Here is a 26495-nt window from a genome sequence, read left to right as displayed (position 1 = left end):
TTTGCAAACCTTTCAACCGGAGTCCTTATTACAGCACGACGCTCAGCAGTCCGTTGCGGATCGTGGCGATCAGCTGGCCCAGCTGGTCGCTGAACAGGAAGATGAACACCATGACGATCACGAAGCTGAACGGCTGCGCCTCGAACTGCGCGAGACTGCGCCCCAGCGACGGCACCAGCCCACCCACGATGCGGCTGCCGTCCAGCAGCGGAATGGGCAGCAGGTTGAAGATCGCCAAGCCCAGGTTCACGCTGAGGACCGTGAACAGGAAGGTGGACAGCGTGCCGCCCGCCAGCAGCGTCTCGCGCGGCACGACCGCGATGATGCCCACGCACACCAGCGCGATCAGCAGGTTGCTCAGCGGGCCCGCCGCCGCCGTCCAGAGGGTGCCCCAGCGGCCCAGGTTGTTCGGGTTGATCGGCACGGGCCGCGCGAACCCGAACGGCGCGAACAGCAGCAGCAGCGACCCGATCGGGTCAAGGTGATTGATGGGATTCAGCGTCACCCGCCCGAAACGGCGCGGAGTGGGATCGCCCAGCCGGTCGGCGGTCCAGGCGTGCGCGAACTCGTGAAAGGCCAGCGACAGCAGCAGCGCGGCCGCCACGATCAGGAACGCCAGCGGATCGCTGGACAGCAGAGAGATGAGACCCATACCCCGGCATTCTAGAGGCTGACGTGCGGGCCTTTCGTCGTCAGGAATGCCTTCAGCGCCGCGCGCTCGTCGTCGGGGCTGCGGACCTGCCCGGCGCGGCGCAGCGCGGCGAGGTGACCCAGCGCCTCGCCCACGCCCCGGCCCGGCGGCACGCCCAGCGCGAGCACGTCCCGCCCGGTCAGCGGCGGGTACGCGTCCGGGCGCAGCAGGGCGCGCAACTCGCGTTCCGGGGTGCCGTCGGGGAACGGCGTGTCGGACAGCGCGCGGTGCAGCAGCGCGGCGGGGCGGTCGCCCAGGCTCAGGCGCCCCGCGAGCACACCGGGGTCGGGGGCGGCGTGCAGCAGCGCTGCCGCGTACGCCGTGAACGGCACGTCTGCGCTCGCGTCGCGGCGGGCGTCCAGGGCGTCCAGCAGCGCCGTGTCCGGCAGCAGCGCCCCGGCACCCCAGTCGCGCAGCACGCCCGCCGCGCGGCCCGGCCTGGGCTCGTGCAGCAGCAGACGCACTTCCGCCCACAGGCGCGGCGTCCGGTCCGCCACCGCCAGCGCGTCCGGCACCTGGGCCAGCAGGTCCGGGTGGGCGCGCAGGTCCAGCCGCGCCGCCAGCCGCGCGCCCCGCACCAGCCGACTGGCATCCTCGTGGAACGACCCGGCGTGCAGGGGCCGCAGCACCCGCGCGCGCAGGTCGTCCAGGCCCCCCACCTCGTCCAGCAGCGTCCGCGCCCCGGTGGGGGAGAGGTGCAGCGCCAGCGCGTTCAACGCGAAATCCCGCCGTCGCAGGTCATCCGCCAGTGTGCCCGGCAGCGGCACGGGGTTCCCGCCCGGCACCGGGTACGACTCCCGCCGCGCCCGCACCAGATCGACCGCCCGGCCATCCGGGAGGGTCACCGTGGCGTTCCCGAACGCCGGGTGGAACACGAACGGCAGGCCCGTCGCGGCGGCCAGAGCCTCCACGTCGGCCTCCGGGATGACCACGTCCAGGTCCTGGGGCGTCTCGCCCAGCAGCGCGTCCCGCACCGCGCCGCCCACCAGCGCCACGCCTCCCGCGCCCGCCCGCGCAGCCAGGGCCAGCAGCCACGCGCGGTCATCGGCGCGCAGGTGTTCCCACGCGGCCTGCGCCACCCCGGAGGAGTGGATCACTGCCCGGTGCGGACCGTGAACGACGAAGCGTCCAGCGTCAGTTGTACCTCACGCGTCGCCTCGCCCCGAACCACCGTCAGCGTCACGGTGTCCCCCTCCTTCTTGTCGATCAGCGCCGCCTGCAGGTCCTCCAGCGCGTCCACCGGTTCGCCGTCCGCGCGGGTGATCACGTCCCCGCCCAGCAGGATCAACCCCCCCCGGAACTGCTGCCGCTCGGTGCCCGCCCGCAGTCCCGCCCGGGCCGCCGGGGTGCCCGGCAGGACCTGCCCCACCACCAGTCCCTGATCCGGCAGGCCCAGCTGCCGCTTCCCGGCACTGGACAGCACACTCAGGCCCACCGGCAGCAGACCCTGGCGACTCTGCACCGCCAGCCCACCCCGGATGCCGATGTCCGGCGCGTTCACCTCGCCCCCCTGCGCCGCCTGCAGCCTGGGCAGGAGGTTCCTTGCCGTGTCGATCGGAATGGCGAAACCAACCCCGGCACTCTGGCCCACGCCGCCCCCCTGACCCGCCGGGGAGTAGATCTGCGTGTTGATGCCGATCACCCGCCCACCGCTGTCCAGCAGCGGCCCCCCGCTGTTGCCCGGGTTGATCGCCGCGTCCGTCTGAATGGCCTTCTGCGTGATGCCCTGCCCGCTGACCCCGCCGAACCCGATCGGGATCTGCCGGGCGGTGCTACTCACGATGCCCTCCGTGACACTGAAATCCAGCCCGAACGGCGCGCCCATCGCGATCGCCTTCTGCCCCACCTTCAGCGAGGCGCTGTCCCCCAGCGGAATCGGGCGGATCAGGTCCTTCTTCAGGCCCGGCGCGCGGATCAGCGCCAGATCGTACTGCGGCGCGAGGCCCACCACCTCGGCGGGCACGCTGGCCTCCTGACCCATCACGCGCACGGTGATCTTCGCCGCCGCGCCGCCCGACCCCTCGCCCGCCACCACGTGGTAGTTCGTCAGGATGTCCCCCGCGTCGTTCACGAAGAACCCGCTGCCCACGCCGCGCTGCACCTCCTCCTGCCCGCCACCGAACATCATCGCGAACGGGTCCTGCGGCACGACCTCCTCGGTACTGATGAACACCAGCCCCGGCTCAAAGCGGCTGACCACGTCGATCGTGTTCTGCTCGTTCTGAAGGTGCGCACCCGGCTCGTCCAGCGGCGCGGTCGCCTGCGCCGGGGCCGCCCCCTGCTGCGCCGCGCCCAGCGGCACCCCATCCCGCAGCACCGTCGCGCCCAGCCCCAGACCCACCAGCACCAGCAGCACCCCCACACCCTTACCCTTCATGAGAGGCATTATCCGCCAGGAGGCGCATGCCGGATGGGCCGCACCTGTGGTGTGCTTCATGCATGGACCTCGACGCGGCCATCCACGACCTCCGCACGCACCTGGGCGACTTCCTGGACCGCAAGCGCCCCGACGGCGTCTTCCACGTGCAGCCCGGCGGACCCGGCAGCGTCCCCACCCTGACCGACCTCGAACCGCCCGAACTGCACCTGGACCTGCTGCCCGAGACCCCCACCGACGACCAGCAGGCCACCCTGCGCCGCCTCGGGTACAGCGGAAGCGGGCACCACTGGACGCACCCCGGCGGCTGGCGCCTGATCCTCCCCGACCACGGCAGCGGCTGGCGCGCCGAACAGGCCGCCCTGCACGACCCAGGCGCCGCCCACACCTACCGAGCCGCGTACCACGAGGGAGGCCGCGCGCACGCCGACGCCACCCTGCACCCCGCCGCGCTGAGCCACCACGCCCGCACCGTCGGCCTGACTCCTGCCCGGCACGTCGCCCGCCTGCTTGCCCCGCTGGACGCCCCGTGGATGATCGCCGCCGGGTACGCCCTCGACCTGCACCTGGGCCACACCGCGCGACCCCACGACGACCTCGACGTGATCGTGCCCAGAGACGCCCAGCCCCAGTTGACCGACCTCCTGCGCGGCTGGCGGCTCGACACCCCCGTGGACGGCGCGTACCAGCCCTACGCGGCGCCCCTCGACCTGCCCCACCACCAGATTCACGCCCGCCACCCCGACCTGAGCGGCGTCCTGATGCTCGACATTCTCCTGACCGACCTGAGCAGCGGCACCTGGCACTACCGCCGCGACCCCCGCATCACCCTTCCGCTGGACCACGCCCGCAAGGTCAGCCCCGAAGGCCTGCCGTACCTCACGCCCGAAGCTGTGCTGCTGTTCAAGGCGAGCACCGCCGGACGCGATCCACGCGGCAAGGACGAGGCCGACTTCCAGCGCGTGCAGCCCACCCTGACCGTCGAAGCCCGCGCCTGGCTGCGCGGCGCCCTGACCCTGACGAGCCCAGGGCACCCCTGGCTGACCAGCCTGGAATGAGAAAACCGCCCCCGGAGGGGCGGCGAGAAGGCTGGGAGGTTGAGGATCAGGGCGCAGCGCAGATGTTCACTGCGGTGGCCATGCTCCTGGGATTGGGTGCGCCAGTTGCGAAGTCGGTGCTGTTCTGATCAGTATCCGTGCATCCGTTCGCGGCGCGCTGCAGGCTGAGGGTGTTGCTGGGCGCCGGAGCTGCCGAGCCTTCGAACTGGTTGCTCGCAGCCCCCAGGAAGTCGACGATGTTCCCGCCAGTCACGTTGCCAGCGGTCGAGCCGATCGCCACGTTGGTATTGGTCAAGGCCACCTTGAAGGAGCCGGCGCCCATTGCGAAGGTGCAGGAGGTCAGGTCGGGCGTTGGCAGAGGCGCTGCCGTGGTGCTGGTTCCGGCTGCGCATTGCACGAGGTAGTACTGACCGGCCGCAAGGGAAACATTCGGGAGAGCCAGAGGCGTATTGGTGAACGCACTGTTGGCGCTGGTGAACTGGAGGAACAGACCGTTCAGGCTCAGGGCACTGCTCGTGGGGTTGAACAGCTCAATGAAGTCATTCTTGTAAGTGGCGCCGGTGTTGCCGCCCCCGCCGTGTGCCTGGCTGATCACGATGTGATTCACGGGGGCGGGCACGGGCGCGACGGTCACGGTGAGGGTGGTGGTGGCGTCGCTGATGCCTGCGCCGGTGCCGCGCACGGTGACGGTGTACGTGCCGGTGGTGGCGCCGGTCGCGTCGATGTTCAGGGTGCCGCCCGTGCCGGTGCCGGGCTGGGTGTTGACCGTGACGGTGGGGGCGGTGCCCGCGCCGGTCACGCTGTCCACGCTCAGGATGACGGTGTCCGTGAAGTTCGTGCGCGTCACGGTGACGGGGGTCGTGGTGCCAGCGCCCACCGTGACGCTCTTGTTCGTGCCGCTCAGGGTGATGCTGGGGGCGGGGTTCACGGTGACGGTCAGGGTGCTGCTGCTGCTCTGGCCGCTGTTCGCGGCGGTCACCGTGTAGGTGTAGGTACCGCTGGCGGTGCCGGTGGGGGCCTGCACGGTGACGGTGAAGGGCGTGCCGTCGGTGGCGGTGGCGGGCGCGCTGACGATGGCCGGGGCGCTGCCGACGGGCGTGACGGTGACGGTCAGGTCGCCGGTCAGGTTGGTGCCGGACGCCGTGTAGCTCTGGGTGACCGCCGCGCCGTTCACGGTGACGGTCTGGCTGGCCGCGCTGGGCGTCAGGGTGACGGTGGTGACCGGGGCGGGGTTCACGGTGACGGTCAGGGTGCTGCTGTCACTGACGCCGCCGTTCTCGGTGGTGACGGTATACTCGTACGTGCCGGTGGGGGTGCCCGCAGGGGCCTGGACGGTCACGGTGAAGGGCGCGCCGCTGGTGGCCGTGCTGGGCGCGCTGACGATGCTGGGTGCGCCGCCGACGGGCGTGACCGTGACGTTCAGGGGGCCGGTGGCGTTGGTGAGGGTGGACTTGAAGCTCTGCGTGACGCTCGCGCCGCCCACGGTGACGGTCTGCGTGGCCGTGTCAGGCGTCTGGGTGACGGTGACTGGCAGGGGCGCGTCGGCGGTCAGGTTCAGGCCGATCAGCAGGGGGTCGTGGTCGCTGCTGCGGAACGCGTCCGGGGCGTAGAAGCCCGTCAGCTGTGCGGCGCTCTTGAATTCCGTGTTGTAGTCAAGCACGGTGGGTTCGTCGCTGTTGATATGCCACTTGGTCTTCCCGGTGACCTGCGCGGCGAGGCTGGCGCTGCCGACCGCCTGGTCGAGGCTGCCCCACTGCCCGTCGAACTGGTAGGAGTACACGTTCCGGTCGAACAGGTTGGCGTACCCGGCATTTGCGAGGATGCTCAGGGGTTCCTCGCCCGCGTAGGCGTTGTAGTCGCCCATCAGGAGGCGGTCGCTTTCGTCGACGCCGGTGGGGTTGGTGGCCAGCCAGTTGGCGATGGCGGTCGCGGCGTTGCGGCGGGCCTTGTACCCGTTGCCCTGGCCGTCGCCGATGTCGGCGTCTCCGGTGGCGGCGCAGGAGCTGCCCTTGCTCTTGAGGTGCATGGCCACGGCGGTGAAGCGGCCGCCGTTGGCGTTGCTCTGGAAGGTCTGCGCCCAGGTGGGGCGGTTGCAGGTGTCGGCGTAGTTCGCGTCGAAGGCGTTGGTCAGGATCGCGAGGTTCCCGACGGGCGTGACGGCGGCGGGCTTGTAGATCATGGCGAGGCTGATGGCGTCCGTGCCGACCTTCGCGCCGGGGTTGACGTAGGCGTACGTCCCGGCCCCGAGCTTCTCGTTCAGTTTCTGCACGAGCCACGCCACGGAGCTGCTGCTACCCTTGTCGAAGTCGTTCTGGATTTCCATCAGGTTCAGTACGTCGGCATTCAGGCCGCTGATGGCCGCCACGATCTTGTCCTGCTGCCGCAGGAACTCGTCGCAGTTGTTCGCGCCGCGGGCTGCGCTGCCGCCCACGCCGTTGGGCGTGCAGCCCGTGTTGCTCGTGACGAGGGACGTGAAGTAGTTCAGGACGTTCATGGCGCCGACCCGCAGGGTGCCGCCCACGGCTTCCGGGGCGCTCAGGCGGGGGTTGCTGGCGGTGACCTGCACGTCGCTCTGACCGGTCAGGACGCGGTAGGTGTAGAGGCTGCCGCCGTTGGTCAGGGTGCCGCTGTCGTTGCTCCAGGTGAGGACGCCGGTGGCGGTCACGGTGTCGCCGCCGCGCAGGGTGTTCGCGGCGCTGAGGTTCTGGCCGCCGCGCGCGAAGATTTCCGGGTCGGGGTTCTGCTGGCGGCTGCCGTCGTCGATGCGGATGTAGCGGTTCTTGAATTCTGCTTGGTACGCGGCGTTGCCCGCGATGTCGGGGGCGTTCAGCTGCGTGAAGTTCGTCACGCGGGCGTCGGCGATGTCGAAGCTGCCGAAGCGGCCCAGCGGGAAGTTGTTCGTGACGGTGCCGCTCACGCTGACACGCATGCCCTCGAAGCGTTCGCGGGCCGTGACGTCCAGGGGCAGCGTGAGGCTCTGCGCGTCGGGGAGGGGCACGCCGCTGGCGAGCGTGATGACGCTGGCGGCGGTCGTGCCGATCTGGGTGGCGTTGTTGAACTCGGTGGGGGTGCCGGTCACACGCACGCGGTCCCCGACGTTCACGGTGGGGCACCCGGCCGTCCCGCAGTACACGAACACGCCGTCGCTGGTGGTGGCGTCGCTGTCGGCGTCGATGCCTTCTTCCTGCATGAAGAAGCCCTGCAGGGACGCGTTGAACGCGGCGGTGACGACGCCCTCGACCGTGACGCTCTGGGTGCTCAGGGGGCTGGCGGCGTCGCCGCTGGGGGTGGCGCCCTGCACGCTGGCGATGTTCGTCAGGGCCAGCGGGGTGGGGTTGTCGGTGGCGGCGAAGATCATGCTGAACGCGAAGGGGTCGCTGTCGCTGATGTCGCTGCCCTGCAGGGGCACGCTGGCGGCGAAGGTCACGAGCTGGGACGCCCCGGCGGCCAGCGGCTGGGTCTGCCAGCCCTGGTGGGCGATGCCGGGCACGGTGGTGCCGGTGGGGACGCTCAGCGTGATGCTGCCGGTGTCCAGTCCGGAGGTGATGGGGGTGGCGTTCGGGTCGGTCTGGATGACGCCGCCGGACAGCTGGCGGGACTGTTCGATCTGCATGCCGGTGGCCGTGACGGTCTGGCCGGTGCGGGTGCGGACGTTGCGGAAGGGGGTGCTGCCGTCGGTGGCGAGGGTACCCGCGGTGTCCACGGGCACGAAGGTGGGGAGGGTCAGGTCGCCGCCGGTGTTGTTGGTGACGCGGAAGGTGGCGGTCATGTGCACGACCCGGTTGACGTTGTCGACCAGGTTGGACATGTTGACGCGCTGGAAGGCCAGCTGGGCGGTGATGTCGCCGGCCTGGGCGCTGATGGGCGCGCCGAGGCGCTGCACGGTGGCCTGGGCGGCCGTGCCGGTCAGGGCGCTGACCTGGAGTTCGTACAGGCCGAGGCTGCGGGCCGCCTTGACCGGGGCGCTGACCGGGGTGCCGGTGGTGGGGGTGCTGGTGCCGCAGGCGGTCAGGGCGAGCAGTCCGGCGAGCAGCAGGCGTTTAGTACTCACTGCTGCCTCCGGGCATGCCGGGCAGTGCGTTGAAGCCGGCGGAGCCGATCAGCGTGACGGCCTGCCACTGGCCGACCGGGGTGACGGTGGGTGGCGTGTAGGGGAGGGGGGCCTCGTGCTGAGGCGTGGGCGCGGGCAGGGTGGGGCTGGCGTTCACGTTCGACTCCTGTGGAACCCACCCGTCTGGGGGTGAGTATTGTGAATGATTCGTTAATCAATATCGGGTGTGAGTGCAAAATCTGGATGTGTCAAGCGTAACTGTGGAAGTACTACGCCCGGTCATCTATAGAACCGCTACCCTTCATTTATGTGGACCCCGTCAGCCGACCTGCTGGTCACGGATCTCGACGACGAACTGATCCTGATGGACCCTGCTAGCGCCGAGATGTACAGCCTCAACGGTAGCGGCCGCGTCCTCTGGCAGGCCCTGCCCGCCACCGACGCCACCCTGGAAGAACTGCTGCGCCGCACGTACGGACTCGACGCGATCCAGGCCCGCGCCGACCTCGCCGCGTGGCTGGCCGACATGCAGCGCCGCGCCCTGATCCGCCGCGCCTGAAGCGCCTCCACCGATGAACCTCTCCAGCCTCGACCTGCACCTGAGCGGCGACCTGCCCGGCGCCCAGGCGGACGTCCTGCGGTTCGACTGGGCCTTTCACGGCCCGCGCCCCGCGACGTGGCCCGTCCAGATCCGGACCGGTCCACAGCCCGCCGCGCCCGACCTTCCCGAGCAGCAGGTCCAGCTGCCCGACCGGACGGTGACCCTGCGCTGCACCCCCGAGCAGGTGTGGATCGCGGGGGACCTGCACCTGCACGTCACGCCCGGCGGCGCGCAGGTGACCGTGCCCGACGGGGCAGGCGGTGACGGAGGTGCGCGGGACGTCTGGGCGCTGGCCCTGACCGAACTGCACCGCGCCGCCGGGTGGCTCCCACTGCACGCCGCGCTGATCGGCACGCCCACCCACGCGGTCCTGATCGGCGGTCCCAGCGGCGCGGGCAAGAGCACCGCCTGCCTGCGACTGCGCGCCGCCGGGCTGACCGTCCACGCCGAGGACCGCGCGTGGTACCAACCGGACGGGCACGCACTCGGCATGGACCGCACGCTGCGCGCCTATACGGACAGCCTCGAACGCTTCGCGCCGGACCTGCTGCCCCTGGCCCGCACCGCTCCCCGCGACCCGCGCGGCAAGATCATGCTGCCCCTGCAGCCCCGACCGGCAGTCACGCTGCGCGGCGTGCTGCTCCTGGGCGAGGGTGGCGCGCTCAGCGGCCCGGACCGCGTCCGGCACGCCTGGGAACTGACCGGCGTGCCGCTGACGACCGCCGGTCGGGGGGCCGCCACGCACGGCGTGCAGACGCTGCTGCGAAGCGTGCCCTGGGGCCGCACGACGCGTGACACCGTCGAGGCGGACGTCCGCGCCCTGCTGCACTGACCCGGCTCGCACGATCCGGCTGGGGTTCCGGCGGGAATGCTCTACGCTGCTCGTATGGAGTTCATCCGTCGCCTTCATGATCTGCGGTTCGACACGCCACTCGGCATTCTGCTGTCCACGCCGCTGGTGGCCGCCTGTCTCGTGCTGTTCGTCTGGAGTCTCGCGCCTGCCATCAAGGGTGCGGTCAGTCCCTCGTTCAAGGTGTGGCTGCGCGTCACCTGGGCCGCGTTCCTGCTTCCGGCGGTGACGGGCTTGCTGCTGGCGCTGAACGGCGAGAAGGTCGCCAGTGCCACCGATGTGGGCAAGGGCCTGAGCCGCTACGGCTACCCGGTCGATCCCAGCCGGAACGGGGAACACTGGATGTACGTGGCGTTCGTCCTCGGGAGTTTGTATCTGATCGAGGTGCTCATGGGTGATCGGCTGGTGGCGCGCCGCGTCGGCCTGCGGTTCCTGCCGCTGGTGACGCTCTTCATGTACGGCTGCGCGTTCATGATCGGGCGGGTCGCGGTGCTGCCCGGCAGTACGCCCGGCACCTGAACCCCGGTCCCTGAGGCTGGGTGCCCGGCCCGCAGTCACCCACCTGACCGGTTCATGAAGGGCACCCCGCGTCAGCGTGACGGTCGGAACCCCGCGTGCTGCGGCGCGGGAGGACGAGGGGGCTGCGGTCGTTCCGGCGCGTGTGGCGGGCATGAACGTCACGTCAGGTTCAGTTCATGACCACGGGGGGCAACTGTGATCAGGTGTGACCTCATGCGGCGAACGATCCTCCTTCTCCTGCTGTCCGGTCTGGCTCCGGCGGCGTACGCGGTTCCGGCCAGCGTGCAGGTGAAGTCCGGGGACACGCTGTTCCGTATCGCGACCCGTACCGGGGTCAGCGTCGCGGAGATCCGCCGCATCAACGGCCTGAAAAGTGACGTGATCCGCGTCGGTCAGGTGCTGCGCCTCGTCGGGGCCGCCGCGTCCACCCCGGCGCCCGCCAGCGCGTCGGGGCAGGGCCGGTACACCGTGAAGAAGGGCGACACCCTGAGTGCCATCGGCGCGCGCTACGGCGTGAGCGTCCGCGCGCTGCAGGCCGGGAACAGCCTGAAGGGCACGGCGCTCGCGGTCGGGCAGGTCCTGAAGATCCCGCCCCGCACGGCCGCACGCCCCGCCCCCACCACCGAGGTCCGCGTGGTGTACCGCTACGTGCGCGTCGGCGTGAAGGACACCCCGCAGGCCCTGGCCGCCCGCTACCGCCTGAGCGTGGACGACCTGCGCCGCCTGAACGGCCTGGGCAGCTTCAAGCACATCGTGCCCGGCAAGAAACTGCTCGTGCCGTCCCGGGTGCCCGTCCCGATCCCACCGAAACCGCAGCGTGACCCCGTGACCTTCAAACGCCTGACGCCTCTGAACGTGCCCATGCAGATCGCGAACGTGGACCTGCGCTGGCGCAGCACGCTGGTCGCCCCGGTGCTGCCAGGGCGGGCGCTGGTGTTCAATTCCGGCGCGCGGGTCGGGGAACTCGCCCGGCGCAGCGGCGCGCGCGTGCTCGTGAACGGCAGTTACTTCCACCCGCAGTCCTTCGCGCCCGCCGGGGACATCGTCATGCAGGGGCGGCTGCTCACCTGGGGGCGCATCCCGCAGGCCCTCGCCATCACGCCCGACAACCGCGCCGCGATCCGTCCCAGCGCCACGGCGCTGCTGGGCCGCCCGCTGGACACCACCTGGACCGGCATGGAAACCGTGATCGCCACCGGGCCGCGCATCCTCAGCGGCGGGCAGGTCGTCACGCGCTACAGCACCGCGTTCCGCGATCCGGCCCTGTTCGGCCGCGCCGCGCGCAGCGCCGTGGGGCTGGTCAGCAACCGCGACCTCGTCCTCGTCAGCACGCACGCGAAACTCACCACCACCGAGATGGGCAAGCTGCTGCTGCGCCTGGGCGTGCGCGACGCCCTGCTGCTCGACGGGGGCAGCAGCGCCGGAATCGCCTGGAACGGCCGCGCCGTGCTGGACAGCGTGCGGCGCGTCAGTTACGGCATCGGGGTGTTCACGAACTACACCGGGCGCCGCTACGCCCGCTGACGGCCACCCAGCCGCGCCCCCATCGCCCGCGCCCTGGCCGTCAGCAGGTCGGCGGCCGGTGCGGGCAGGAGGTCACGCGCCGTCGCCTCCCACAGCGTCAGCCACGCCCGCAGGTGCTCGCCCCGCACGCCCAGCCCCGCGTGAGCTGCGTTCAGGTTCCCCCGCCACGGGGCGAGGTCCGCGGCGCCGCCCAGCAGCGTCACCCAGAACGCCGTGACGCGCCCCAGGTGCGCGGGCCAGTCCTGAACGTGCGCCGCGAACACCGGCCCCAGCAGCGGGTCCCGGCGCGCGCGGGCGTAGAACTCGGTCACGACTGCCGCCAGTGCGGGCACGCCCCCCACCTCCTCCAGCGGGGAGCCGGGCGTGCGGTCCGCCCAGCCGGGCAGCGCCGCCAGGAAGGCCAGCCGAACCTCATCCGGCAGCTCCGGGTCCGCCCAGGCCACCGCGCGCCCGTGCGTCCAGTGGCGCGGCACCTCGCCCACCCAGTCGTGGGTCACGGCGCCGCGCGGCAGGGCCGCCCACTCCAGGCCCCCCTCTGATCTATGAATCGCGGCGCCCAGTGCGCGGCCCAGCAACGCCGCCCCGCTGCCCCAGCCCAGCACCGGCACGCCCCGTCGCAGCGCCGCCGCCACGCCCGTCAGCAGCGCCCAGCGCTCCGGCTGATCCCGCAGGTCGGCCACCGGGCCACCGTCGTGCGGCAGGAGCAGCCCCGCCGCCGCCTGAATGCGCACGCTGCCCAGTGGGCGGGCGTCCGGCCAGCCGGGCAGGGGAGAGGACGTCAGGAGCATCGCGGGCAGGATACCCGTCTCACGGTTGGGGGCGGGGGGCGCGGCGTACACTGACGGGCTGATGAGTGCCCCCGCCCCCGCCCCGCACACCCCAGCGCAGACCCGGCCGCCGCACACGCTGTCGGTCGCGCCGATGATGGACTGGACCGACCGGCACTGCCGCGTCTTCCACCGCACCCTGACCCGCCGCACGCTGCTGTACACCGAGATGGTCACGACCGGCGCGATCCTGCACGGCGACCGCGACCGGCACCTCGCCTTCGACGCGGGGGAACACCCGGTCGCGCTGCAACTGGGCGGCAGCGACGCCCAGGCCCTCGCGGACTGCACCCGCATCGCGCAAGGCTACGGGTACGACGAGGTGAACCTGAACTGCGGCTGCCCCAGCGACCGCGTCAGCAGCGGCTCGTTCGGCGCGTGCCTGATGGGCACCCGGACGTCGTGGCGCGCGCCGTGGACGCCATGCGCGCCGCCACCAGCCTCCCCGTGACCGTCAAGCACCGCATCGGCATCGACGACCTCGACAGCTACGAGCACCTGACCGGCTTCATCCGCACCGTGGAGGCCGCCGGGTGCGACACGTTCATCGTGCACGCCCGCAAGGCCTGGCTCTCGGGCCTGTCCCCCAAGGAGAACCGCGAGATTCCCCCCCTGCGGCACGAGGTCGTGCGGCAGCTGAAAGCCGACTTCCCGCACCTCACCATCGTCCTGAACGGCGGCGTGCTCACGCTGGACGCCGCGCAGGACGCTCTGGGCTGGGCGGACGGCGTCATGATCGGCCGCGCCGCGTACCAGGACCCGTTCATCCTCGCCCGCGCCGATCAGGACGTGTTCGGCGACGACACCCCGCCTGTCACGCGCCGCGAGGCCATCCACGCCTACCTGCCCTACGTCGCCGCGCAACTCCAGGCCGGACAGCCGCTGAACCGCATGATGAAACACACCCTCGGCCTCTTCGCCGGGCAGCCCGGCGCCCGCCACTGGAAACGCACCATCAGCGAACAGGGCCACAAACCCGGCGCGGGACTGGAGGTCGTCCACGCCGCGCTGGCAGGCGTGCCGGACCACGTGCTCGACGAACGCCCGGGCCAGAGCGTCCCGGCCTGAATTCATCCGGGAATAAATTGATTTGCTTCCAGCGGGATCGCGTTCCGTTGTCCCCTCTCCCCCTGTGGGACTCGGAGAGCTGCGGAGCAGAGAGGGAGGGACTCGCAGAGCGGCGCAGCTGAGGAGCGAAGCGACGGAAGGGTGAGGGGGCCACCGGGCGACTCATACGGACTCCGGTTGAAAGGTTTGCAAAATCTTTCAACCCGAGCGGATGCGAGGAGGAGAGAAACGGGTTCCGGACGTGGAGTTGGCAGATCGGTGGTGTTCCGATCTGTCAACGAAACAGACGGAATCCGTATCAGAATGTCTTGGAATCACTTGGAACCCTTTTCCCTCCTGCTCGCTCTGGTGCTCAGTTCGGCGAGTCCGGCTCAGTTCAGGGTGCGGCCCGGTTCGGCGAGCATGAACGGCGCGATCGGCACCCGCGCCCGCGCGCCCCAGGCGTCCTGCATGACGTAATGGCCGCCCATGTGGCCGGGCGCGGCCTCCAGCGTCACGAACGAGTCGTACGTGAACGACCCGCCGGGCGGCAGGACCGGCTGCTCGCCGACGACGCCCTCGCCGTCCACGCTGGTCTCGCGGCCCAGGCCGTCCACGATGTCCCAGTGGCGCGCCAGGAGCTTCCAGGTCTGGTCGCTGCGGTTCTCGATGTGGATGATGTACGCGAACACCAGCCGACCCGGCTGGCTGTGCGAGGGCATGAACAGCACCTCCACGCGGACCTGGATGTCGGGGCTGTCGGTGAAAGAGGGGGCGTCCGGCATGAACACCTGCATTGTGGATCATGACCCGTGGTCAGCTGCGGCGTGCGGGGCACACTGTGTCCGGGATGAATGTCGGTGACCCCGATGCCGGGCGTAGACTCGCGGGCGTGACTATCAACCGTGAATTCCTGTTCAAGCTTCTGGACGCCGCCGCGCCCAGCGGCCTGGAACGCCGCGCCGCCGACGTCTGGCTCGCTGAGGCCGCCACCTTCGCCCGCACGCACGAGGACCACTACGGCAACGTGTACGCCGAGGTCGGCCCCGAAGGTGCCCCCGCCGTCGCCCTGATGGGCCACCTGGACGAGATCGGCCTGATCGTCTCGCACGTGGGGGACGAGGGCTTCCTGAGTGTCCTGCCGGTCGGCGGCTGGGACCCGCAGGTGCTCGTCGGGCAGCGCATCCGCGTGCTCGCGCCCGGCGGGGACCTGATCGGCGTGATCGGCAAGAAAGCCATTCACGTCATGGACGCCGACGAACGCACCAAGGCCAGCCGGATCGAGGACCTGTGGATCGACCTGGGCCTGACCAGGGAGGAGGTCACCGAGCAGGTGCCGGTCGGCACGTACGCCGTGATCGAGCAGGGCCCCATCATGGTCGGCACGCGCGTCGTGGGCCGCGCGCTGGACAACCGCGTGGGCGCGTTCATCGTGCTCGAAGCCCTGCGCGCCGTCGCCGGGAAGAACCTCCCGTACCGCGTGGTGGCCGTCGGTACCAGCCAGGAGGAGATCGGCTGTTTCGGCGCGCAGCTCGGCGGGTACCACCTGAACCCCGTCGCGGGCGTCGCCGTGGACGTCACCCACGAGACCAAGCAGCCCGGCGTGAGTGAGAAGAAGTACGGCGTGGTGCCCTTCGGGTCCGGCGCGAACCTGACCGTCAGCCCGATGGTCAGCCCCGTCCTGACCCGCCAGATGACCGACGCGGCCCGCGAGGCCGACGTGCCGTTCACGCTGAGCGCCTCGGGCCGCTACTCCGGCACGGACGCCGACGCCCTGACCCTGGTGCGTGCCGGCGTGCCGACCGCCGTGGTCAGCATCCCCAACCGTTACATGCACTCCCCGAACGAGATGGTCGACGAGCGGGACGTGAAGGCCTGCACGGACATCATCGCCGCGTGGCTGGAACGCCTGCCCGCTCAGGCGGACTTCACCCGCCGCTGAGCAGTTCCATATGGTACGGACTCCGGTTTAAAGGTTTGCAAAATCTTTCAACCCGAGCGGAGCGAGCAGGAGAGAACCGGGTTCCGGGCGTGGAGTTGGCAACCCGGTGTCGTTCCGGGTTGTTAACGAAACAAACGGAACCCGTATGAGAACGCCCCGCCAATTGAAGGCGGGGCGTTCCTGCTGTGGTCGATCAGGATTTCTTCGCGTCGCGGGCCGCGCCCTTGACGTCGTTCGCGGCCTTCTGCACGTCGGCCTTCGCCTCGGCGACCTTGGCCTGAGCGTCCGCCTTGACCTCGGCGGCCTTGTCCTGCGCGGCGGCCTTTAGGTCGGCGGCCCTGTCGCTGGCGGTGCCTGCCACGTCCTTCGCGGCGTCCCCAGCCTTGTCGGCGGCGCCCTGCACGGCGTCCTTCACGTCACCGGCGACTTCCTTGACCTTGTCGGCGGCAGCCTGCGCGCCACCGGCGGCGGCGTCCTTGACCTCGCCCGCCTTGTCGGCGATGACCGCCCCGGCGTCCTTGGCGGCCTCCTTGGTCTTCTCCCAGCCCTTCGTGACGCTCTCGCCGACGTCGTGCGCGGCGTCCTTCAGGCCCAGTTCGGCCAGTTTGGCGTCCAGGGCGCGGCGGTTCTGTTCACGGCTGAAGTAGTACGCGCCGGCGCCGACCAGGGCACCGAGCGCGAGCAGGCGTTTCACGGGAAAATGACGGTCGCTTTTCATGAGAGCCAGCCTACGCCCCCTCATCTGTGCAGGATGAGGCGCGATTTACACGGCGTTCAGGGCTTCCTGAGACACGGGCCAGAGTGCAGGCCGGTTCTCAGGCGGGCGTCAGGCCCAGGCGGCGGGCCAGCGCCTCGGTCAGGATCCAGTCCTCCGGCTCGTCGTAGCCCTGCACCTGCACGAGCACGCAGCCGCGCTCCAGGTAGAACGCGCGGATCTTCGCCCAGGCCTCCTCCTCGTCCCCTGCGGTCTCGTCGATGTCCTCAAGGGTGCCCCACACGTCCCCGTCCAGATCGGCGCTGCGCAGCGCCTCGGCGTGCCCGCTCATGACCCAGGCGTCCACCACCTCGTCCCGCGCGTACGTCTCTGCGTCCTGGCGCAGGTCCAGGCGGTCGTCGCGTTCATACAGTCCGGCCAGGAAGGTCTCCCAGGCGTCGGCGGTCAGGGTGATCACGTTCATCCCCGCAGTGTACCGCCCGCCCCCGCCGCGCCCCGGCGTGAAGGAAGCGTGCAGGGACGCCTCCGGCACGCGCCCCGTAGACTGACGCATGACCACAGCCCACCCTGGCGTCGCCTCCCGCCGCGCGCTGCTGCTCGCGGCCCTGCTGCTGCTCCTGACCGCCCTGTTCGCCCCGGTCGCGCACGCCCAGTCGGGCGGCGGTTTCGGTGGGCGCAGCTCGGGCAGTTCCGGCGGGTCCAGTTCGGGCGGCGGGTACAGCGGCGGCAGTTCCTCACGCGGAGGCAGTTACGGCGGGGGCTACGGGGGCGGGTACAGCGGCCCGGTCATCATCAACAACGGCGGGTACGGCGGCGGCTACGGGTACAGCACGGGCGGCGGCGGCTTCGGCCTGGTCGGGCTGATCATCTTCGGTGTGGTGATCTTCGCCGTCGTGATGACCATGCGCCGCAGCCTGGGCGGCGGCGTGCGCGGCCTGAGCAGCGTCAGCGGCACCGCGCAGGCGGTCAGCGTGCAGCTCCTCCTGGCCGAGGGAGACGAGGTCAAGCGCGCCCTGCAACGCGTCGCGCAGACCGGCGACCCCGACACGAACGAGGGCCTGGCCCGGATGCTGCAGGAAGCCGCGCTGGTCGCGCTGCGCCACCCGGACCGCTGGGTGTACGGCACCGTGCAGCGCGCCCAGGGTTCAGCCAGCACCGCCGACAGCCAGGTGGGCGCCTGGGCCACCGAGGCCCGCGCGGCGTTCACCGAGCAGACCACCAGCAACTACCAGAACAGGGACCCGAACAGCGGTTACCAGCACCGCGACGACTACACCTTCAAGGCGGACCCCAGCGACCAGTACCTCGCCGTGACGATCATGGTCGCCGCGCACGCCCTCGCGGCCCTGCCCCCCGCCGGGGTCACCACCGCGCAGGAGGCCCGCGCGGCCCTGAGCGCCATCAGCAGCGTCGCGCCGGGCGACCTGATCCGCGCGGACGTCGTCTGGAGCCCCGACGCGCCCGGCGAGTTCCTCTCGGAGGACGAGGCCATCCAGAAGTACCCCAGCCTGACCCGCCTGTAGGTCACGGACATTGCGACCCCCGGCGCAGTGACCCGCCGGGGGTCGCGTCTATCCTGGGCGGGTCATGGCCCGCCGCCAGCCCGAGTCCACCTGGCCTCCGCCGCCCCGCGAGGCACCCACCTGCGCGCTGTGCGAACGCGCCGTGCCGCAGCTGACCGAGCACCACCTGCTGCCCCGCTCGCAGGGGAGGCGCCAGGGTCTGCGCGTCACGGACCTCCCCACCGCGATGCTGTGCAGTCCGTGCCACAAGTTCCTGCACCGGACCTTCTCGAACGTGGAACTCGCCCGTGAGTACCGCGACCTCACCGCGCTGCGTGGGCACGAGGACGTGCAGCGTTTCGTGCGCTGGCTCCGCACGCAGCCCGCCACGAAAGCCGTCCGGGTGCGCTGATACGGACTCCGGTTGAAAGGTTTGCAAGAAACTTTCAACCCGAGCGGACGCGAGGAGGAGAAAAACGGGTTCCGGGCGTGGAGTGAACAGATCGGTGGTGTTCCGATCTGTTCACGAAACAGACGGAATCCGTAGGAACCGGGCACCCGGACGGAGCCGGCAGGGGGCTACTTCAACGTGGCGACGAACTGGGCAACGGCGCTCATGTCCGCGTCCGACAGCGGCTTGACGGCGATCCGCATGGCGTCGGGGTAGGCGATGCCCACGGGCGGCATCGCGTGGTACGCCTTGAGGGTCTCCAGGACGCTGGCGGCACTCAGGCCCGCGATGGCCGGGATGCCCACGGCGTCCGCACCCTTGCCGTCCTCGCCGTGGCAGACCGCGCAGGCCAGCACGTCGCGGGACGGGGCGCCCTCCAGGTAGAGGGTGCGGCCCAGTGCGCCGGGCGCCGTGACGGGGGCAGCAGGCGTGGGGGTGCTGGGTGCGGGCGGCGTGGCGGGTGCGGGCGCAGCGGGTGGTCCGGCGTAGAACGCGGCGACGTCCACGATGTCCTGGTCACTCAGGCGCGACGCGACGCCCTGCATGGTGCCGTTGCGGCGCGTGCCGTTGCGGAAGGCCAGCAGTGCGTTCTGGATCTGTGCGGCGGGTTCGCCCTTCAGGACGGGGGCGCGGCCGGTTGGGCCGTGGCAGCCGCTGCAACTGGCGGCGATGGCCTCGCCCCGCGTGAGGTCGGCCGGGCCGGCCTTCAGGGTGGCAGGTGTGGTCGGTGCCGGTGTGGTCTGGGCCAGCGCGGCGACCCCGGCCAGCAGGGGCGTGACGAGCAGCAGGGCGGCAGGCAGGGAGCGTCGGTTCATGGGGAGCCTCCACGGGGCGCGGCAGCGCAGGACAGAATCGAACAGGGCGGCGAAAGGACGTGACAACGACTATCCGGGAAGAACAAAGGGGCAGGTCCGACCTGCCCCGCACTGGTCTGATGACCGTCAGTGTACGACCTGCGGCGCCCCCTGCGCGGCACCCACCTGGGCAGGCAGCCAGCGGCGCAGCGCCAGCGGCACACCCTCGGTCGCGACCAGCACCAGCAGACCGTACCGCAGGGCGCGCACCACGCCCATGTCCTTGAGTTCCTGCGGCAGCGCGCCCAGCGCGAAGTACACCGCGAACACCATCACCAGACCCAGCACCGCCACGATCACGCGCCCGGCCCAGTCACGCGGCGGGGCGAAGGTGGGCCGCGCCGCCCAGAAGCCCGCTAGCAGCCCCAGGCCCGTCCCGAACTCCCGCGGGGCACCCGCCGGAATCAGCGCCGCGACGACCAGCAGCGCCGTCGGAACGCCCCAGCGCAGCGCCCCCGCCTGCGGGAAGTGCACGCGCGCCGCCAGCAGCGCGAATCCAACGCCCAGCAGCAGGCCCACCACCACGTCACTGGGGTAGTGCACGTTCAACAGCAGGCGCGACGCCGCGATCACCGCCACCAGCACGGCGGCGAACACCGTGAAGACCGTCGAGCGCAGCTGCGCCGCGATCCCCAGCCACAGCGTCGCGCTCATCTGCGAGTGCCCGCTCGGCAGGCCCGGGCCGCCCGCCGTCGCCCGCGCCGCCTCGGACGCCACCGACGGATCGTTCGTGAAGGGACGCGGCAGGTTCAGGCCGTACTTCAGCGCGGAATTCAGCAGGTAACTCAGGGCGAACGCCACGCCCAGCTCCCGCCCACCCTGCGGCCTCACCAGCCACGTGAACAGCGCCAGCACCACGATGAACACCTCGTCACGACCCAGGTTCGTGATCATCAACCACAGCGATTCCATGATGCCCACATCATGACGTATCGGCCGGGCGAACGTGCGTGATGCACAGTTGAACAGCTCCGAGGCGACCTCCCAGGTCAGACAGGGGCCGGGAACGTCTGCAGGTATGCCAGCGCGCGCTCCCACACGTTCCCCGGAAAATCCCAGGGAGCCCGGTGATTGTTCCCGGCGCAGAACTCGGCCAGGGGCACCTGAACGTCCGTCACGTCGGCCAGCCACTCGGGCTGCTCCGCCTGCAAGGCCCGGCGGTGCGCGCCGAGCAGCTCATCCTCTGCCACGTACCCCTGCGCGTCGAACGCCATTCTGCCGTCGGAGACGTACACGTGCGCTCCGTGGAATCCCGCCGCCGGGCAGATGAACCGCGGCCGAAAACCCGCGCGTGGGTACCGTTCCAGAAACGCGAACGCCAGCACGTGACATGCCCCCGCCGAGAAGAAACGCAGGTCAGGCCGGGCGTAACTGAGGTGAATGTCCCGAACTTCCTCGGGCGTGCGCCTCAGTGCCGTGGGGGGGTGCCGCATGCGCCCAGCGTACCGCCGCGCCCCACGTGACCCGGCCCGGCGCACCAGACCCCACGCGCCGCCCCCACAGGGTCTGTCCAGACGAGCCCGCGAAAGCTAGACTGAACGTTATGACTGTTCCACAGGCCGACGTTCTGCGCGCCGTTCAGCACAACTCCCCGAACGCGCTGGAGTTGCGCGGCATCACCAAACGTTTCCCGCTCGTGCTCGCCAACGACAACATCTCCATGCAGGTCAAGTGGGGCAGCGTCCACGCCCTGTGCGGCGAGAACGGCGCGGGCAAGAGCACCCTGATGAAGATCGTGTACGGCATCCAGCCCCCCACCAGCGGCGAGATCGTCGTGGACGGCGAGACCGTGAACCTCAGCGACCCCAGCGAGGCCATCAAGCGCGGCATCGGCATGGTCTTCCAGCACTTCATGCTCGTCGAGACGCTGACCGTCACCGAGAACGTCATCCTGGGCATGGAACCCACCAGCGGCGGCTCAATCAACTACGGCGCGGCCCGTAAACGCGTCGCGGACCTCATCAAGCAGTTCAACTTCGACCTGAACCCCGACGCCATCGTCGGCGAACTGCCCGTCGGCCTGCAGCAGAAGGTCGAGATCCTCAAGACCCTGTACCGCGGCGCCCGCATCCTGATCCTCGACGAACCCACCGCCGTGCTGACCCCCAGCGAAACGGACGAACTGTTCGACTTCCTGGTCAACCAGTACGCCAGGAGCGGCAACGCCGTCGTGTTCATCAGCCACAAGCTGCACGAGGTGCTGCAGATCAGCGACACCATCAGCGTCATCCGCGACGGCAAGATGATCGGCTCGATCCCCACCCAGGGCGCCACCACCGAAACCCTGGCCCGCATGATGGTCGGCCGCGACGTCACCCTGAAAGTCAACAAGGCCCCCGCCCAGCCCGGCGAGGTCGCCCTGAACGTGCAGAACGTCGTCGTGAAGGGCGAGCACCGCAACGCCGTGGACGGCGTGAGCTTCCAGGTGCGCGCCGGGGAGATCGTCGGCATCGCGGGCGTCGAGGGCAACGGCCAGAGCGAACTCGTCGAGGCGATCACCGGCCTCCAGACGTACCAGGGTCAGATCACGTACCTCGGCAAGCCCGCGCGCGGCGTGCGCGAGGTCGAGGCCAGCGGCCTGTCCCACGTGCCCGAGGACCGCAACGAACGCGGCCTCGTCCTCGAGATGACCACCGCCGAGAACTTCATCCTGGGCGAACACGACCGCGCGCCCTTCGCCGGACCCCTCGGCATCCTCAAACAGGACGTCATCGAGCAGAACGCCCGCACTCTCAGCGAGCAGTACGACGTCCGCCCCCGCAGCGCCACCCTGCCTGCCGGGAGCTACTCCGGCGGGAACGCGCAGAAGATCATCGTCGCCCGCGAGATGCGCAAGGGCCCCAAGATCCTCGTCGCCAGCCAGCCCACCCGCGGCGTGGACATCGGCGCGATTGAATTCATCCACTCCCGCATCGTCGAGGCGCGCGACCAGGGCCTCGCCGTGCTGCTCGTCAGCGCCGACCTCGGCGAAGTCATGAACCTCGCCGACCGCATCCTCGTCATGTACGAAGGCAAGGTCGTCGGTGAGGTGAACGCCGCGAACGCCACCGAAACCCAGCTGGGCCTCCTGATGACCGGCAGCGGCGGCGACACCACCACCACCCAGGCCAGCTGGTAAACGCGGGGAGTAGGAAGTGGGCAGTGGGGAGTGGGTCCTGCGCCCGCCTCCGCCCCACCGGGAAGGCCCGCCAGCAGCGATGCTGTGCGGGCCTCTTCTTGTTCACTTCCCACTGCCTTCCGCGTCCCGATTCCCTAATTCACGGGTTCCGGTTCGCTGTGCGCGGCCTTGCCGGTCAGGTTGATTCCGGCGCTGGCGGCGATCACGCAGGCCATCGCGGCCCACTGCACGGCCGTGAGGCGCTCGCCGAGGAACAGCAGGCCGCTCAGGGCCGCCAGGGCCGGTTCGATGCTCATCATCACGCCGAAGATCCGGGCGGGAATGGCGCGCAGGGCGCGCATCTCCAGCGTGTACGGCAGCGCGCTGGACAGCACCGCGACGCCCAGGCCCAGCAGCAGCGCGTGCGGCGCGAGCAGCGCCGGACCTGCCTGAATCACGCCGAACGGCAGGGTGACGAGCGCGGCGACGATCATGCCTGCCACCACGCCGGTCGTGCCGGGCACCCGGCGGCCCACCGCGCCCCCCGCGAGGATATACAGCGCCCACATCCCGCCCGCCACGAGCGCCAGCACGATGCCCAGCACCGGGACGTTCCCGGCCCCGCCACTGCCGATGGGGGAGATCAGCACGATGCCCAGCCCCGCCAGCGCCACCCACGCCACGTCCAGCGGACGGCGCGACAGCGCCAGCGACAGCAGCAGCGGCCCCACGAACTCCAGCGTGACCGCCAGCCCCAGCGGCAGCAGCCGCAGCGACTCGTAGAACGCGAGGTTCATCAGGCCCAGCGCCGCGCCGTACGGGAGGATCGCCCGCCACTGCACCCACGACAGGCGGTTCAGCGCGGGACGGAACACCAGCATCAGCAGCGCCGCCGCGAGCGCCACGCGGACCGTGGTCGTCCCCGCCGGACCCAGCGTCGGGAACAGCGTCTTCGCGAAGGCCGCGCCGCCCTGGATGCTCAGCATCGCCAGCAGCAGGGACGGCACCGGCGGCAGGGTGAACCGCGCCCCCTTGGCCGGACTGGTCAAGACCGCCCCCGTGGCGCGGCGACCCGGGAACCGGTGGCAGAGTGGAAGAGGACGCGGGACATGGCGGGCATTAGATCACCCCACGCGCGGCTGCCGGGTGCGGGTGTCTGCCCTGCCTGAATGCCTACTCCTGCTCCTCCAGCACCCGCTTTGCGATGGTGAACCCGCTCAGGCCCGCCGGGACACCGGCGTAGATCGCTACCTGATGCAGCACGTCACTCAGATCACGGGCACTGACCCCGGTGTTGCGGGTCGCGCGAACGTGGCCCTCGAACTCCCGCTCGCGGCCCAGCGCCGCCAGGATGCCCAGCGTGACCATGTGCCGCTCGCGGTCCGTCAGGTTCCCCCGGCCCCACGCCGCGCCCCAGGCGTACTCGGTCAGGAAACGCTGGTAGTCCGCGCCGAACGCCTCGGGGTCGCCACTGAACGCCCGGTCCACGTACTCCTGCCCCATGACCTGCGCGCGCTTGCGTTTCCCGCGTTCCAGTTGGTCGCTCATGCCTGAGCGTACCCGGCGTGAACAGGGCAGCACTGTTACCGCGTCAGGGAGCGTGCAGACAGAGAAAAAACCCCCTCCCGGCGGGGGGAGGGGGCAGGCAGGGTTCAGGTGGGGCTCGGGCAGCGGTCTTACATTCCGGTGGTGGGGGAACGCACCCCACCACCTCCACTGCAGACCGCCGCTCGGGTCGGCTCCTCGTTCCACTCGGGTCAGGTCGTGGCGACCTGACCGCCGGTCAGGCCCACTTGATCAGGCCGGCTTCCAGGTCGTTGCTCAGCCCGTCGATCACGGGCAGCATGCGCACGCCGACCGAGTACAGGCCGCTGTCCTTCAGGGGGATCTCGGCGCTGAACGTGCCGCCGCCGCGGCTGGTCAGGGGCACGCGGGTCAGGTGGCCGCCGCGGTTCAGGACCGCCTCGACGCGCAGTTCGTCCAGGTTGATCCCGGCGGGGTTCACGTGCGCGGTGACGGGGACGCTCTGGCCGGGGCGGGCGGTGGCGGGCAGCTGGGCAGTGGCGGTCAGGGTGGTGTAGGGCCACTGCTGGCGCACCCAGCCCTTCCACGCGGCGAGTTCGCGCGCGCGGGTGCTGTTGCCACTGGCGAGTTTCGCGCCGCGCTCGGCGATGGGCCGGTAGTACTTCTGCACGTAGTCGATCACCTGACGCTGCATGGAGAAGCGCGGGCTGACCGTCTGGATGGCGCGGCGCACCGTGGACGCCCAGGTGGGCTGGCCGCTCAGGCCGCCGTAGTAGCGGGGCGTGATGTCGGTTTCCAGCGTGTGGTACATGCTGAAGGCGTCCGCGTCGTCCTGGACGTTCAGGTCGGCGTACTCGCGTTCCTCGCCGATGGGCCAGCCGTTCGTGCCATCAAAACCTTCGCGCCACCAGCCGTCCAGGATGGAGAGGTTGGGGCTGCCGTTGAAGCTGGCCTTCATGCCGCTGGTGCCGGAGGCCTCCAGGGGGCGGCGGGGGTTGTTCAGCCAGATGTCCACGCCCTGCACGAGGTGACGGGCGACGTGCATGTCGTAGTTTTCCAGGATGACGATCTTGCCGCGGAACTCGGGTTCCTGTGACACGCGGTAGATCTCCTGAATGAAGGACTTGCCGGGGTTGTCGGCGGGGTGGGCCTTCCCGGCGAACACGAACTGCACGGGCCGCTCGGGGTGGTTCACGATGCGGCTCAGGCGGGCCTTGTCGCGGAACAGCAGCGTGGCGCGCTTGTACGTCGCAAATCTGCGCGCGAAGCCGATGGTCAGGGTGTTCTCGTCGAGCAGGGTGTCGGTGGCCGCGACGTCCGCGGCGGACGCGCCGTTGCGGAGCATCTGCTCGCGCATGCGGCCGCGCACGAAGGTGATCATGTCGCGCTTCATGTCGCGCTGCACGTCCTGCAGCTGCTGGTCGGTCAGTCCCTCGACGGCTTCCCACATCTGCTCGTCTTCCAGACGCTCGGTCCAGTCGGCGGGGAGCACGGTGCCCAGCAGGTCACGCATGGCCTGGGACGTGAAGGTGAGGTTGTGCGCGCCGTTCGTGACGTGCCCGATCGGCACCTCCTCGGTCTCGGCACCGGGGTACAGGAACTTCCACATGTCGCGGCTGACCTCGCCGTGCAGTTCGGACACGCCGTTCGCCGCGCGGCTCATGTTCAGCGCGAACACCGTCATGGAGAAGGTCGGGACCGGGTGGCCGTCCCACATCTGCTCGTGCTCGGCCAGCCGGTACAGTTCGTCGCGGCTGGTGGCGAGCTGGGCGGGCCACGCGCCGATGTAGCGGTCCATCAGGTCGTACGCGAAGGCGTCGTTCCCGGCGGCGACGGGCGTGTGCGTGGTGAACAGCGTCGAGCTGGCCACGGTTTCCAGGGCGGTCTTGAAGTCCAGGCCGCGCGCCACGTACTCGCGGGTGCGTTCCAGGCCCAGCAGCGCGGCGTGACCCTCGTTCATGTGGTACACGTCGCCGGGGACGTTCAGGACGCGCAGCGCGCGGATGCCCGCCACGCCCAGCAGGACGTACTGCTGCACGCGCAGTTCCTGATTGCCGCCGTACAGGCGGGCCGTCAGCTTACGGTCGTCCTCGTTGTTCTCGGGGACGTTCGTGTCGAGCAGCAGCACCCTGATGCGGCCCACGTTCAGGTTCCAGATGCGGACGTGCACGTCGCGGTCGCCGATGCGGACCTTCACGCGCGCCTCCTCGCCACCTTCGGTCAGGGCGGGCGTGATGGGCAGGGTGGTCAGGTCGAGTTCGTCGTAGGCCTCGTTCTGCCAGCCGTCTTTGTCGAACAGCTGCCGGAAGTACCCCTGGTGGAACAGCATGCCGACCGCCGTGAAGGGAATCCCGAGGTCCGAGGCACTCTTGCAGTGGTCGCCCGCGAGCACGCCCAGACCGCCGGAGTAGATGGGCAGGGACTCGTGGAAGGCGTACTCCATGCTGAAGTACGCGACCGGCTTCATGCCCGCGGCGTTCTTCGCGGCCCAGGTGTCCTGCTTGCCCATGTAGGCGTCGAAGTCGGCCATGACTTTCGCGTAGCGCGCGAGGTACGCGGGGTCCGCGGCGGCCTGTTCCAGGCGGGCCTGGGGCACTTCGAGCAGCTGGCGCACCGGGTTGTGCTGGAAGCGCTCCCAATTTGCCGAATCGAGTTCCTGATACAGCGCCTGAGCGTGCGGCGTCCACGACCAGTAGAGGTTGTAAGCCAGTTCCGACAGCCGCGCGATGCCGGGCGGCAGCTGAGGCAGCACCGTGACCTTGCCAATGACGTTCATACCTGTCGAGCTTACACTAAGCCGCTCAGCCCCCGCCTTCATTGGTTCTGCCCGCCCCCACAATGCTGGGGGACACCTGTCCAGACAGT

General features: G+C 70.4%; 24 protein-coding genes and 1 pseudogene. 10 read left to right on the top strand and 15 right to left on the bottom strand.

The genetic code is table 11. The features are described from left to right. Positions 1-28: 28 nt before the first annotated feature. The 3 genes from EXW95_RS06110 to EXW95_RS06100 are packed head-to-tail and all read right to left on the bottom strand — an operon-like array spanning position 29 to position 3068. Positions 29-652 (bottom strand): site-2 protease family protein, encoded by a 624-nt coding sequence (locus EXW95_RS06110; RefSeq protein WP_174366713.1) that lies wholly within the window; start codon positions 650-652, stop codon positions 29-31. Positions 653-663: 11 nt separating this feature from the next. Continuing rightward, positions 664-1788: a CCA tRNA nucleotidyltransferase gene (locus EXW95_RS06105; RefSeq protein ID WP_371809940.1), complete on the bottom strand. Its 1125-nt coding sequence runs from the start codon at positions 1786-1788 to the stop codon at positions 664-666. Then, positions 1785-3068 carry a S1C family serine protease gene (locus tag EXW95_RS06100; RefSeq protein ID WP_174366712.1) on the bottom strand — a complete coding sequence of 428 codons (1284 nt, stop codon included), beginning with the start codon at positions 3066-3068 and terminating at the stop codon, positions 1785-1787. The genes EXW95_RS06105 and EXW95_RS06100 overlap by 4 nt, the downstream gene beginning before the upstream one ends. Positions 3069-3130: 62 nt before the next feature. Between EXW95_RS06100 and EXW95_RS06095 the strand changes: the two genes are divergently transcribed. After that, complete coding sequence (locus EXW95_RS06095) at positions 3131-4126, top strand: nucleotidyltransferase domain-containing protein (protein WP_174366711.1); 996 nt, start codon at positions 3131-3133, stop codon at positions 4124-4126. A gap of 46 nt (positions 4127-4172) precedes the next feature. On the opposite strand, the gene EXW95_RS06090 is transcribed toward EXW95_RS06095, so the two are convergent. Together EXW95_RS06090 and EXW95_RS06085 are read right to left on the bottom strand one after the other, a co-directional pair. Beyond that, positions 4173-8177, bottom strand: coding sequence for an ExeM/NucH family extracellular endonuclease (locus EXW95_RS06090; protein WP_174366710.1), 4005 nt, complete (start codon positions 8175-8177; stop codon positions 4173-4175). Further along, positions 8167-8334, bottom strand: coding sequence for a hypothetical protein (locus EXW95_RS06085; protein WP_174366709.1), 168 nt, complete (start codon positions 8332-8334; stop codon positions 8167-8169). Before EXW95_RS06085 ends, EXW95_RS06090 begins: the two co-directional genes overlap by 11 nt. 150 nt (positions 8335-8484) lie before the next feature. On the opposite strand from EXW95_RS06085, the gene EXW95_RS06080 reads away from it, so the two are divergent. The 4 genes from EXW95_RS06080 (at position 8485) to EXW95_RS06065 (ending at position 11671) form a co-directional block, all read left to right on the top strand. Beyond that, entirely contained in the window at positions 8485-8736 is a 252-nt protein-coding gene (locus tag EXW95_RS06080) for a PqqD family protein (protein ID WP_174366708.1), read from the top strand. A 13-nt stretch (positions 8737-8749) separates the two neighbouring features. Next, entirely contained in the window at positions 8750-9610 is an 861-nt protein-coding gene (locus tag EXW95_RS06075; RefSeq protein WP_174366707.1) for a hypothetical protein, read from the top strand. Positions 9611-9664: 54 nt separating this feature from the next. Further along, positions 9665-10147, top strand: coding sequence for a hypothetical protein (locus EXW95_RS06070; RefSeq protein ID WP_174366706.1), 483 nt, complete (start codon positions 9665-9667; stop codon positions 10145-10147). Positions 10148-10360: 213 nt separating this feature from the next. Continuing rightward, positions 10361-11671, top strand: a complete 1311-nt coding sequence (locus tag EXW95_RS06065; protein ID WP_174366705.1) for a LysM peptidoglycan-binding domain-containing protein — start codon at positions 10361-10363, stop codon at positions 11669-11671. Here the strand turns inward: EXW95_RS06065 and EXW95_RS06060 are convergent. Beyond that, a complete protein-coding gene (locus EXW95_RS06060) occupies positions 11659-12459 on the bottom strand; it encodes a group III truncated hemoglobin (RefSeq protein WP_174366704.1) in 801 nt (266 codons plus the stop codon). The genes EXW95_RS06065 and EXW95_RS06060 overlap by 13 nt on opposite strands. 133 nt (positions 12460-12592) lie before the next feature. Here EXW95_RS06060 and dusA point away from each other — a divergent pair. Beyond that, positions 12593-13566, top strand: a pseudogene (gene dusA, locus EXW95_RS06055) (tRNA dihydrouridine(20/20a) synthase DusA). A 371-nt stretch (positions 13567-13937) separates the two neighbouring features. Here the strand turns inward: dusA and apaG are convergent. Next, the gene (apaG, locus tag EXW95_RS06050) at positions 13938-14330 is read right to left on the bottom strand and encodes a Co2+/Mg2+ efflux protein ApaG (protein ID WP_119674092.1); all 393 of its coding nucleotides are present in this window, start codon (positions 14328-14330) and stop codon (positions 13938-13940) included. A 107-nt stretch (positions 14331-14437) separates the two neighbouring features. On the opposite strand from apaG, the gene EXW95_RS06045 reads away from it, so the two are divergent. After that, positions 14438-15487 carry a M42 family metallopeptidase gene (locus EXW95_RS06045; RefSeq protein ID WP_371809939.1) on the top strand — a complete coding sequence of 350 codons (1050 nt, stop codon included), beginning with the start codon at positions 14438-14440 and terminating at the stop codon, positions 15485-15487. Positions 15488-15680: 193 nt separating this feature from the next. Here EXW95_RS06045 and EXW95_RS06040 read toward each other — a convergent pair whose 3' ends face one another. Both EXW95_RS06040 and EXW95_RS06035 read right to left on the bottom strand, forming a co-directional pair. Next, a complete protein-coding gene (locus EXW95_RS06040; protein WP_174366702.1) occupies positions 15681-16205 on the bottom strand; it encodes a desiccation-associated late embryogenesis abundant protein in 525 nt (174 codons plus the stop codon). 97 nt (positions 16206-16302) lie between these two features. Beyond that, positions 16303-16665, bottom strand: coding sequence for a hypothetical protein (locus EXW95_RS06035; protein WP_174366701.1), 363 nt, complete (start codon positions 16663-16665; stop codon positions 16303-16305). Positions 16666-16753: 88 nt separating this feature from the next. Here EXW95_RS06035 and EXW95_RS06030 point away from each other — a divergent pair, with 88 nt between their 5' ends. Beyond that, on the top strand, positions 16754-17725 hold the full coding sequence (locus tag EXW95_RS06030) for a DUF1517 domain-containing protein (RefSeq protein WP_174366700.1): 972 nt from the start codon (positions 16754-16756) through the stop codon (positions 17723-17725). A 64-nt stretch (positions 17726-17789) separates the two neighbouring features. Beyond that, positions 17790-18116 (top strand): HNH endonuclease, encoded by a 327-nt coding sequence (locus EXW95_RS06025; RefSeq protein ID WP_174366699.1) that lies wholly within the window; start codon positions 17790-17792, stop codon positions 18114-18116. Between the two features lie 167 nt (positions 18117-18283). Here EXW95_RS06025 and EXW95_RS06020 read toward each other — a convergent pair whose 3' ends face one another. The 3 genes from EXW95_RS06020 to EXW95_RS06010 form a co-directional block, all read right to left on the bottom strand. Next, complete coding sequence (locus EXW95_RS06020; RefSeq protein WP_174366698.1) at positions 18284-18970, bottom strand: c-type cytochrome; 687 nt, start codon at positions 18968-18970, stop codon at positions 18284-18286. Between the two features lie 126 nt (positions 18971-19096). Continuing rightward, complete coding sequence (locus EXW95_RS06015; protein WP_174366697.1) at positions 19097-19921, bottom strand: phosphatase PAP2 family protein; 825 nt, start codon at positions 19919-19921, stop codon at positions 19097-19099. A 77-nt stretch (positions 19922-19998) separates the two neighbouring features. Continuing rightward, complete coding sequence (locus tag EXW95_RS06010) at positions 19999-20442, bottom strand: hypothetical protein (protein WP_174366696.1); 444 nt, start codon at positions 20440-20442, stop codon at positions 19999-20001. A 110-nt stretch (positions 20443-20552) separates the two neighbouring features. Between EXW95_RS06010 and EXW95_RS06005 the strand changes: the two genes are divergently transcribed. Continuing rightward, entirely contained in the window at positions 20553-22127 is a 1575-nt protein-coding gene (locus EXW95_RS06005; protein WP_174366695.1) for an ABC transporter ATP-binding protein, read from the top strand. 134 nt (positions 22128-22261) lie between these two features. Here EXW95_RS06005 and EXW95_RS06000 read toward each other — a convergent pair whose 3' ends face one another. The 3 genes from EXW95_RS06000 to glgP form a co-directional block, all read right to left on the bottom strand. Continuing rightward, positions 22262-23092, bottom strand: a complete 831-nt coding sequence (locus EXW95_RS06000; RefSeq protein ID WP_174368850.1) for a DMT family transporter — start codon at positions 23090-23092, stop codon at positions 22262-22264. Between the two features lie 187 nt (positions 23093-23279). Then, on the bottom strand, positions 23280-23654 hold the full coding sequence (locus EXW95_RS05995) for a carboxymuconolactone decarboxylase family protein (protein ID WP_174366694.1): 375 nt from the start codon (positions 23652-23654) through the stop codon (positions 23280-23282). A 235-nt stretch (positions 23655-23889) separates the two neighbouring features. Beyond that, the gene (gene glgP, locus EXW95_RS05990) at positions 23890-26406 is read right to left on the bottom strand and encodes an alpha-glucan family phosphorylase (RefSeq protein WP_174366693.1); all 2517 of its coding nucleotides are present in this window, start codon (positions 26404-26406) and stop codon (positions 23890-23892) included. Positions 26407-26495 lie beyond the last annotated feature (89 nt).

Source organism: Deinococcus sp. JMULE3, from assembly GCF_013337115.1.
In the GTDB taxonomy this organism is placed as follows: Bacteria; Deinococcota; Deinococci; order Deinococcales; family Deinococcaceae; genus Deinococcus.
The sequence above is the reverse complement of the archived record's forward strand: the minus strand, read 5'-3'. Positions and strand labels throughout refer to the sequence as shown.

Bases quoted from the DNA above. Each gene is read 5' to 3' on its own strand.
- EXW95_RS06035 (WP_174366701.1), bottom strand. From the start codon at position 16,665: ATGAACGTGATCACCCTGACCGCCGACGCCTGGGAGACCTTCCTGGCC.
- EXW95_RS06100 (WP_174366712.1), bottom strand. From the start codon at position 3,068: ATGAAGGGTAAGGGTGTGGGGGTGCTGCTGGTGCTGGTGGGTCTGGGG.
- EXW95_RS06000 (WP_174368850.1), bottom strand. From the start codon at position 23,092: ATGCTGAGCATCCAGGGCGGCGCGGCCTTCGCGAAGACGCTGTTCCCG.
- EXW95_RS06095 (WP_174366711.1), top strand. From the start codon at position 3,131: ATGGACCTCGACGCGGCCATCCACGACCTCCGCACGCACCTGGGCGAC.
- EXW95_RS06010 (WP_174366696.1), bottom strand. From the start codon at position 20,442: ATGCGGCACCCCCCCACGGCACTGAGGCGCACGCCCGAGGAAGTTCGG.
- EXW95_RS06020 (WP_174366698.1), bottom strand. From the start codon at position 18,970: ATGAACCGACGCTCCCTGCCTGCCGCCCTGCTGCTCGTCACGCCCCTG.
- EXW95_RS05995 (WP_174366694.1), bottom strand. From the start codon at position 23,654: ATGAGCGACCAACTGGAACGCGGGAAACGCAAGCGCGCGCAGGTCATG.
- EXW95_RS06040 (WP_174366702.1), bottom strand. From the start codon at position 16,205: ATGAAAAGCGACCGTCATTTTCCCGTGAAACGCCTGCTCGCGCTCGGT.
- EXW95_RS06065 (WP_174366705.1), top strand. From the start codon at position 10,361: ATGCGGCGAACGATCCTCCTTCTCCTGCTGTCCGGTCTGGCTCCGGCG.
- EXW95_RS06060 (WP_174366704.1), bottom strand. From the start codon at position 12,459: ATGCTCCTGACGTCCTCTCCCCTGCCCGGCTGGCCGGACGCCCGCCCA.
- EXW95_RS06025 (WP_174366699.1), top strand. From the start codon at position 17,790: ATGGCCCGCCGCCAGCCCGAGTCCACCTGGCCTCCGCCGCCCCGCGAG.
- glgP (WP_174366693.1), bottom strand. From the start codon at position 26,406: ATGAACGTCATTGGCAAGGTCACGGTGCTGCCTCAGCTGCCGCCCGGC.
- EXW95_RS06110 (WP_174366713.1), bottom strand. From the start codon at position 652: ATGGGTCTCATCTCTCTGCTGTCCAGCGATCCGCTGGCGTTCCTGATC.
- EXW95_RS06080 (WP_174366708.1), top strand. From the start codon at position 8,485: ATGTGGACCCCGTCAGCCGACCTGCTGGTCACGGATCTCGACGACGAA.
- EXW95_RS06070 (WP_174366706.1), top strand. From the start codon at position 9,665: ATGGAGTTCATCCGTCGCCTTCATGATCTGCGGTTCGACACGCCACTC.
- apaG (WP_119674092.1), bottom strand. From the start codon at position 14,330: ATGCCGGACGCCCCCTCTTTCACCGACAGCCCCGACATCCAGGTCCGC.
- EXW95_RS06030 (WP_174366700.1), top strand. From the start codon at position 16,754: ATGACCACAGCCCACCCTGGCGTCGCCTCCCGCCGCGCGCTGCTGCTC.
- EXW95_RS06015 (WP_174366697.1), bottom strand. From the start codon at position 19,921: ATGGAATCGCTGTGGTTGATGATCACGAACCTGGGTCGTGACGAGGTG.
- EXW95_RS06005 (WP_174366695.1), top strand. From the start codon at position 20,553: ATGACTGTTCCACAGGCCGACGTTCTGCGCGCCGTTCAGCACAACTCC.
- EXW95_RS06075 (WP_174366707.1), top strand. From the start codon at position 8,750: ATGAACCTCTCCAGCCTCGACCTGCACCTGAGCGGCGACCTGCCCGGC.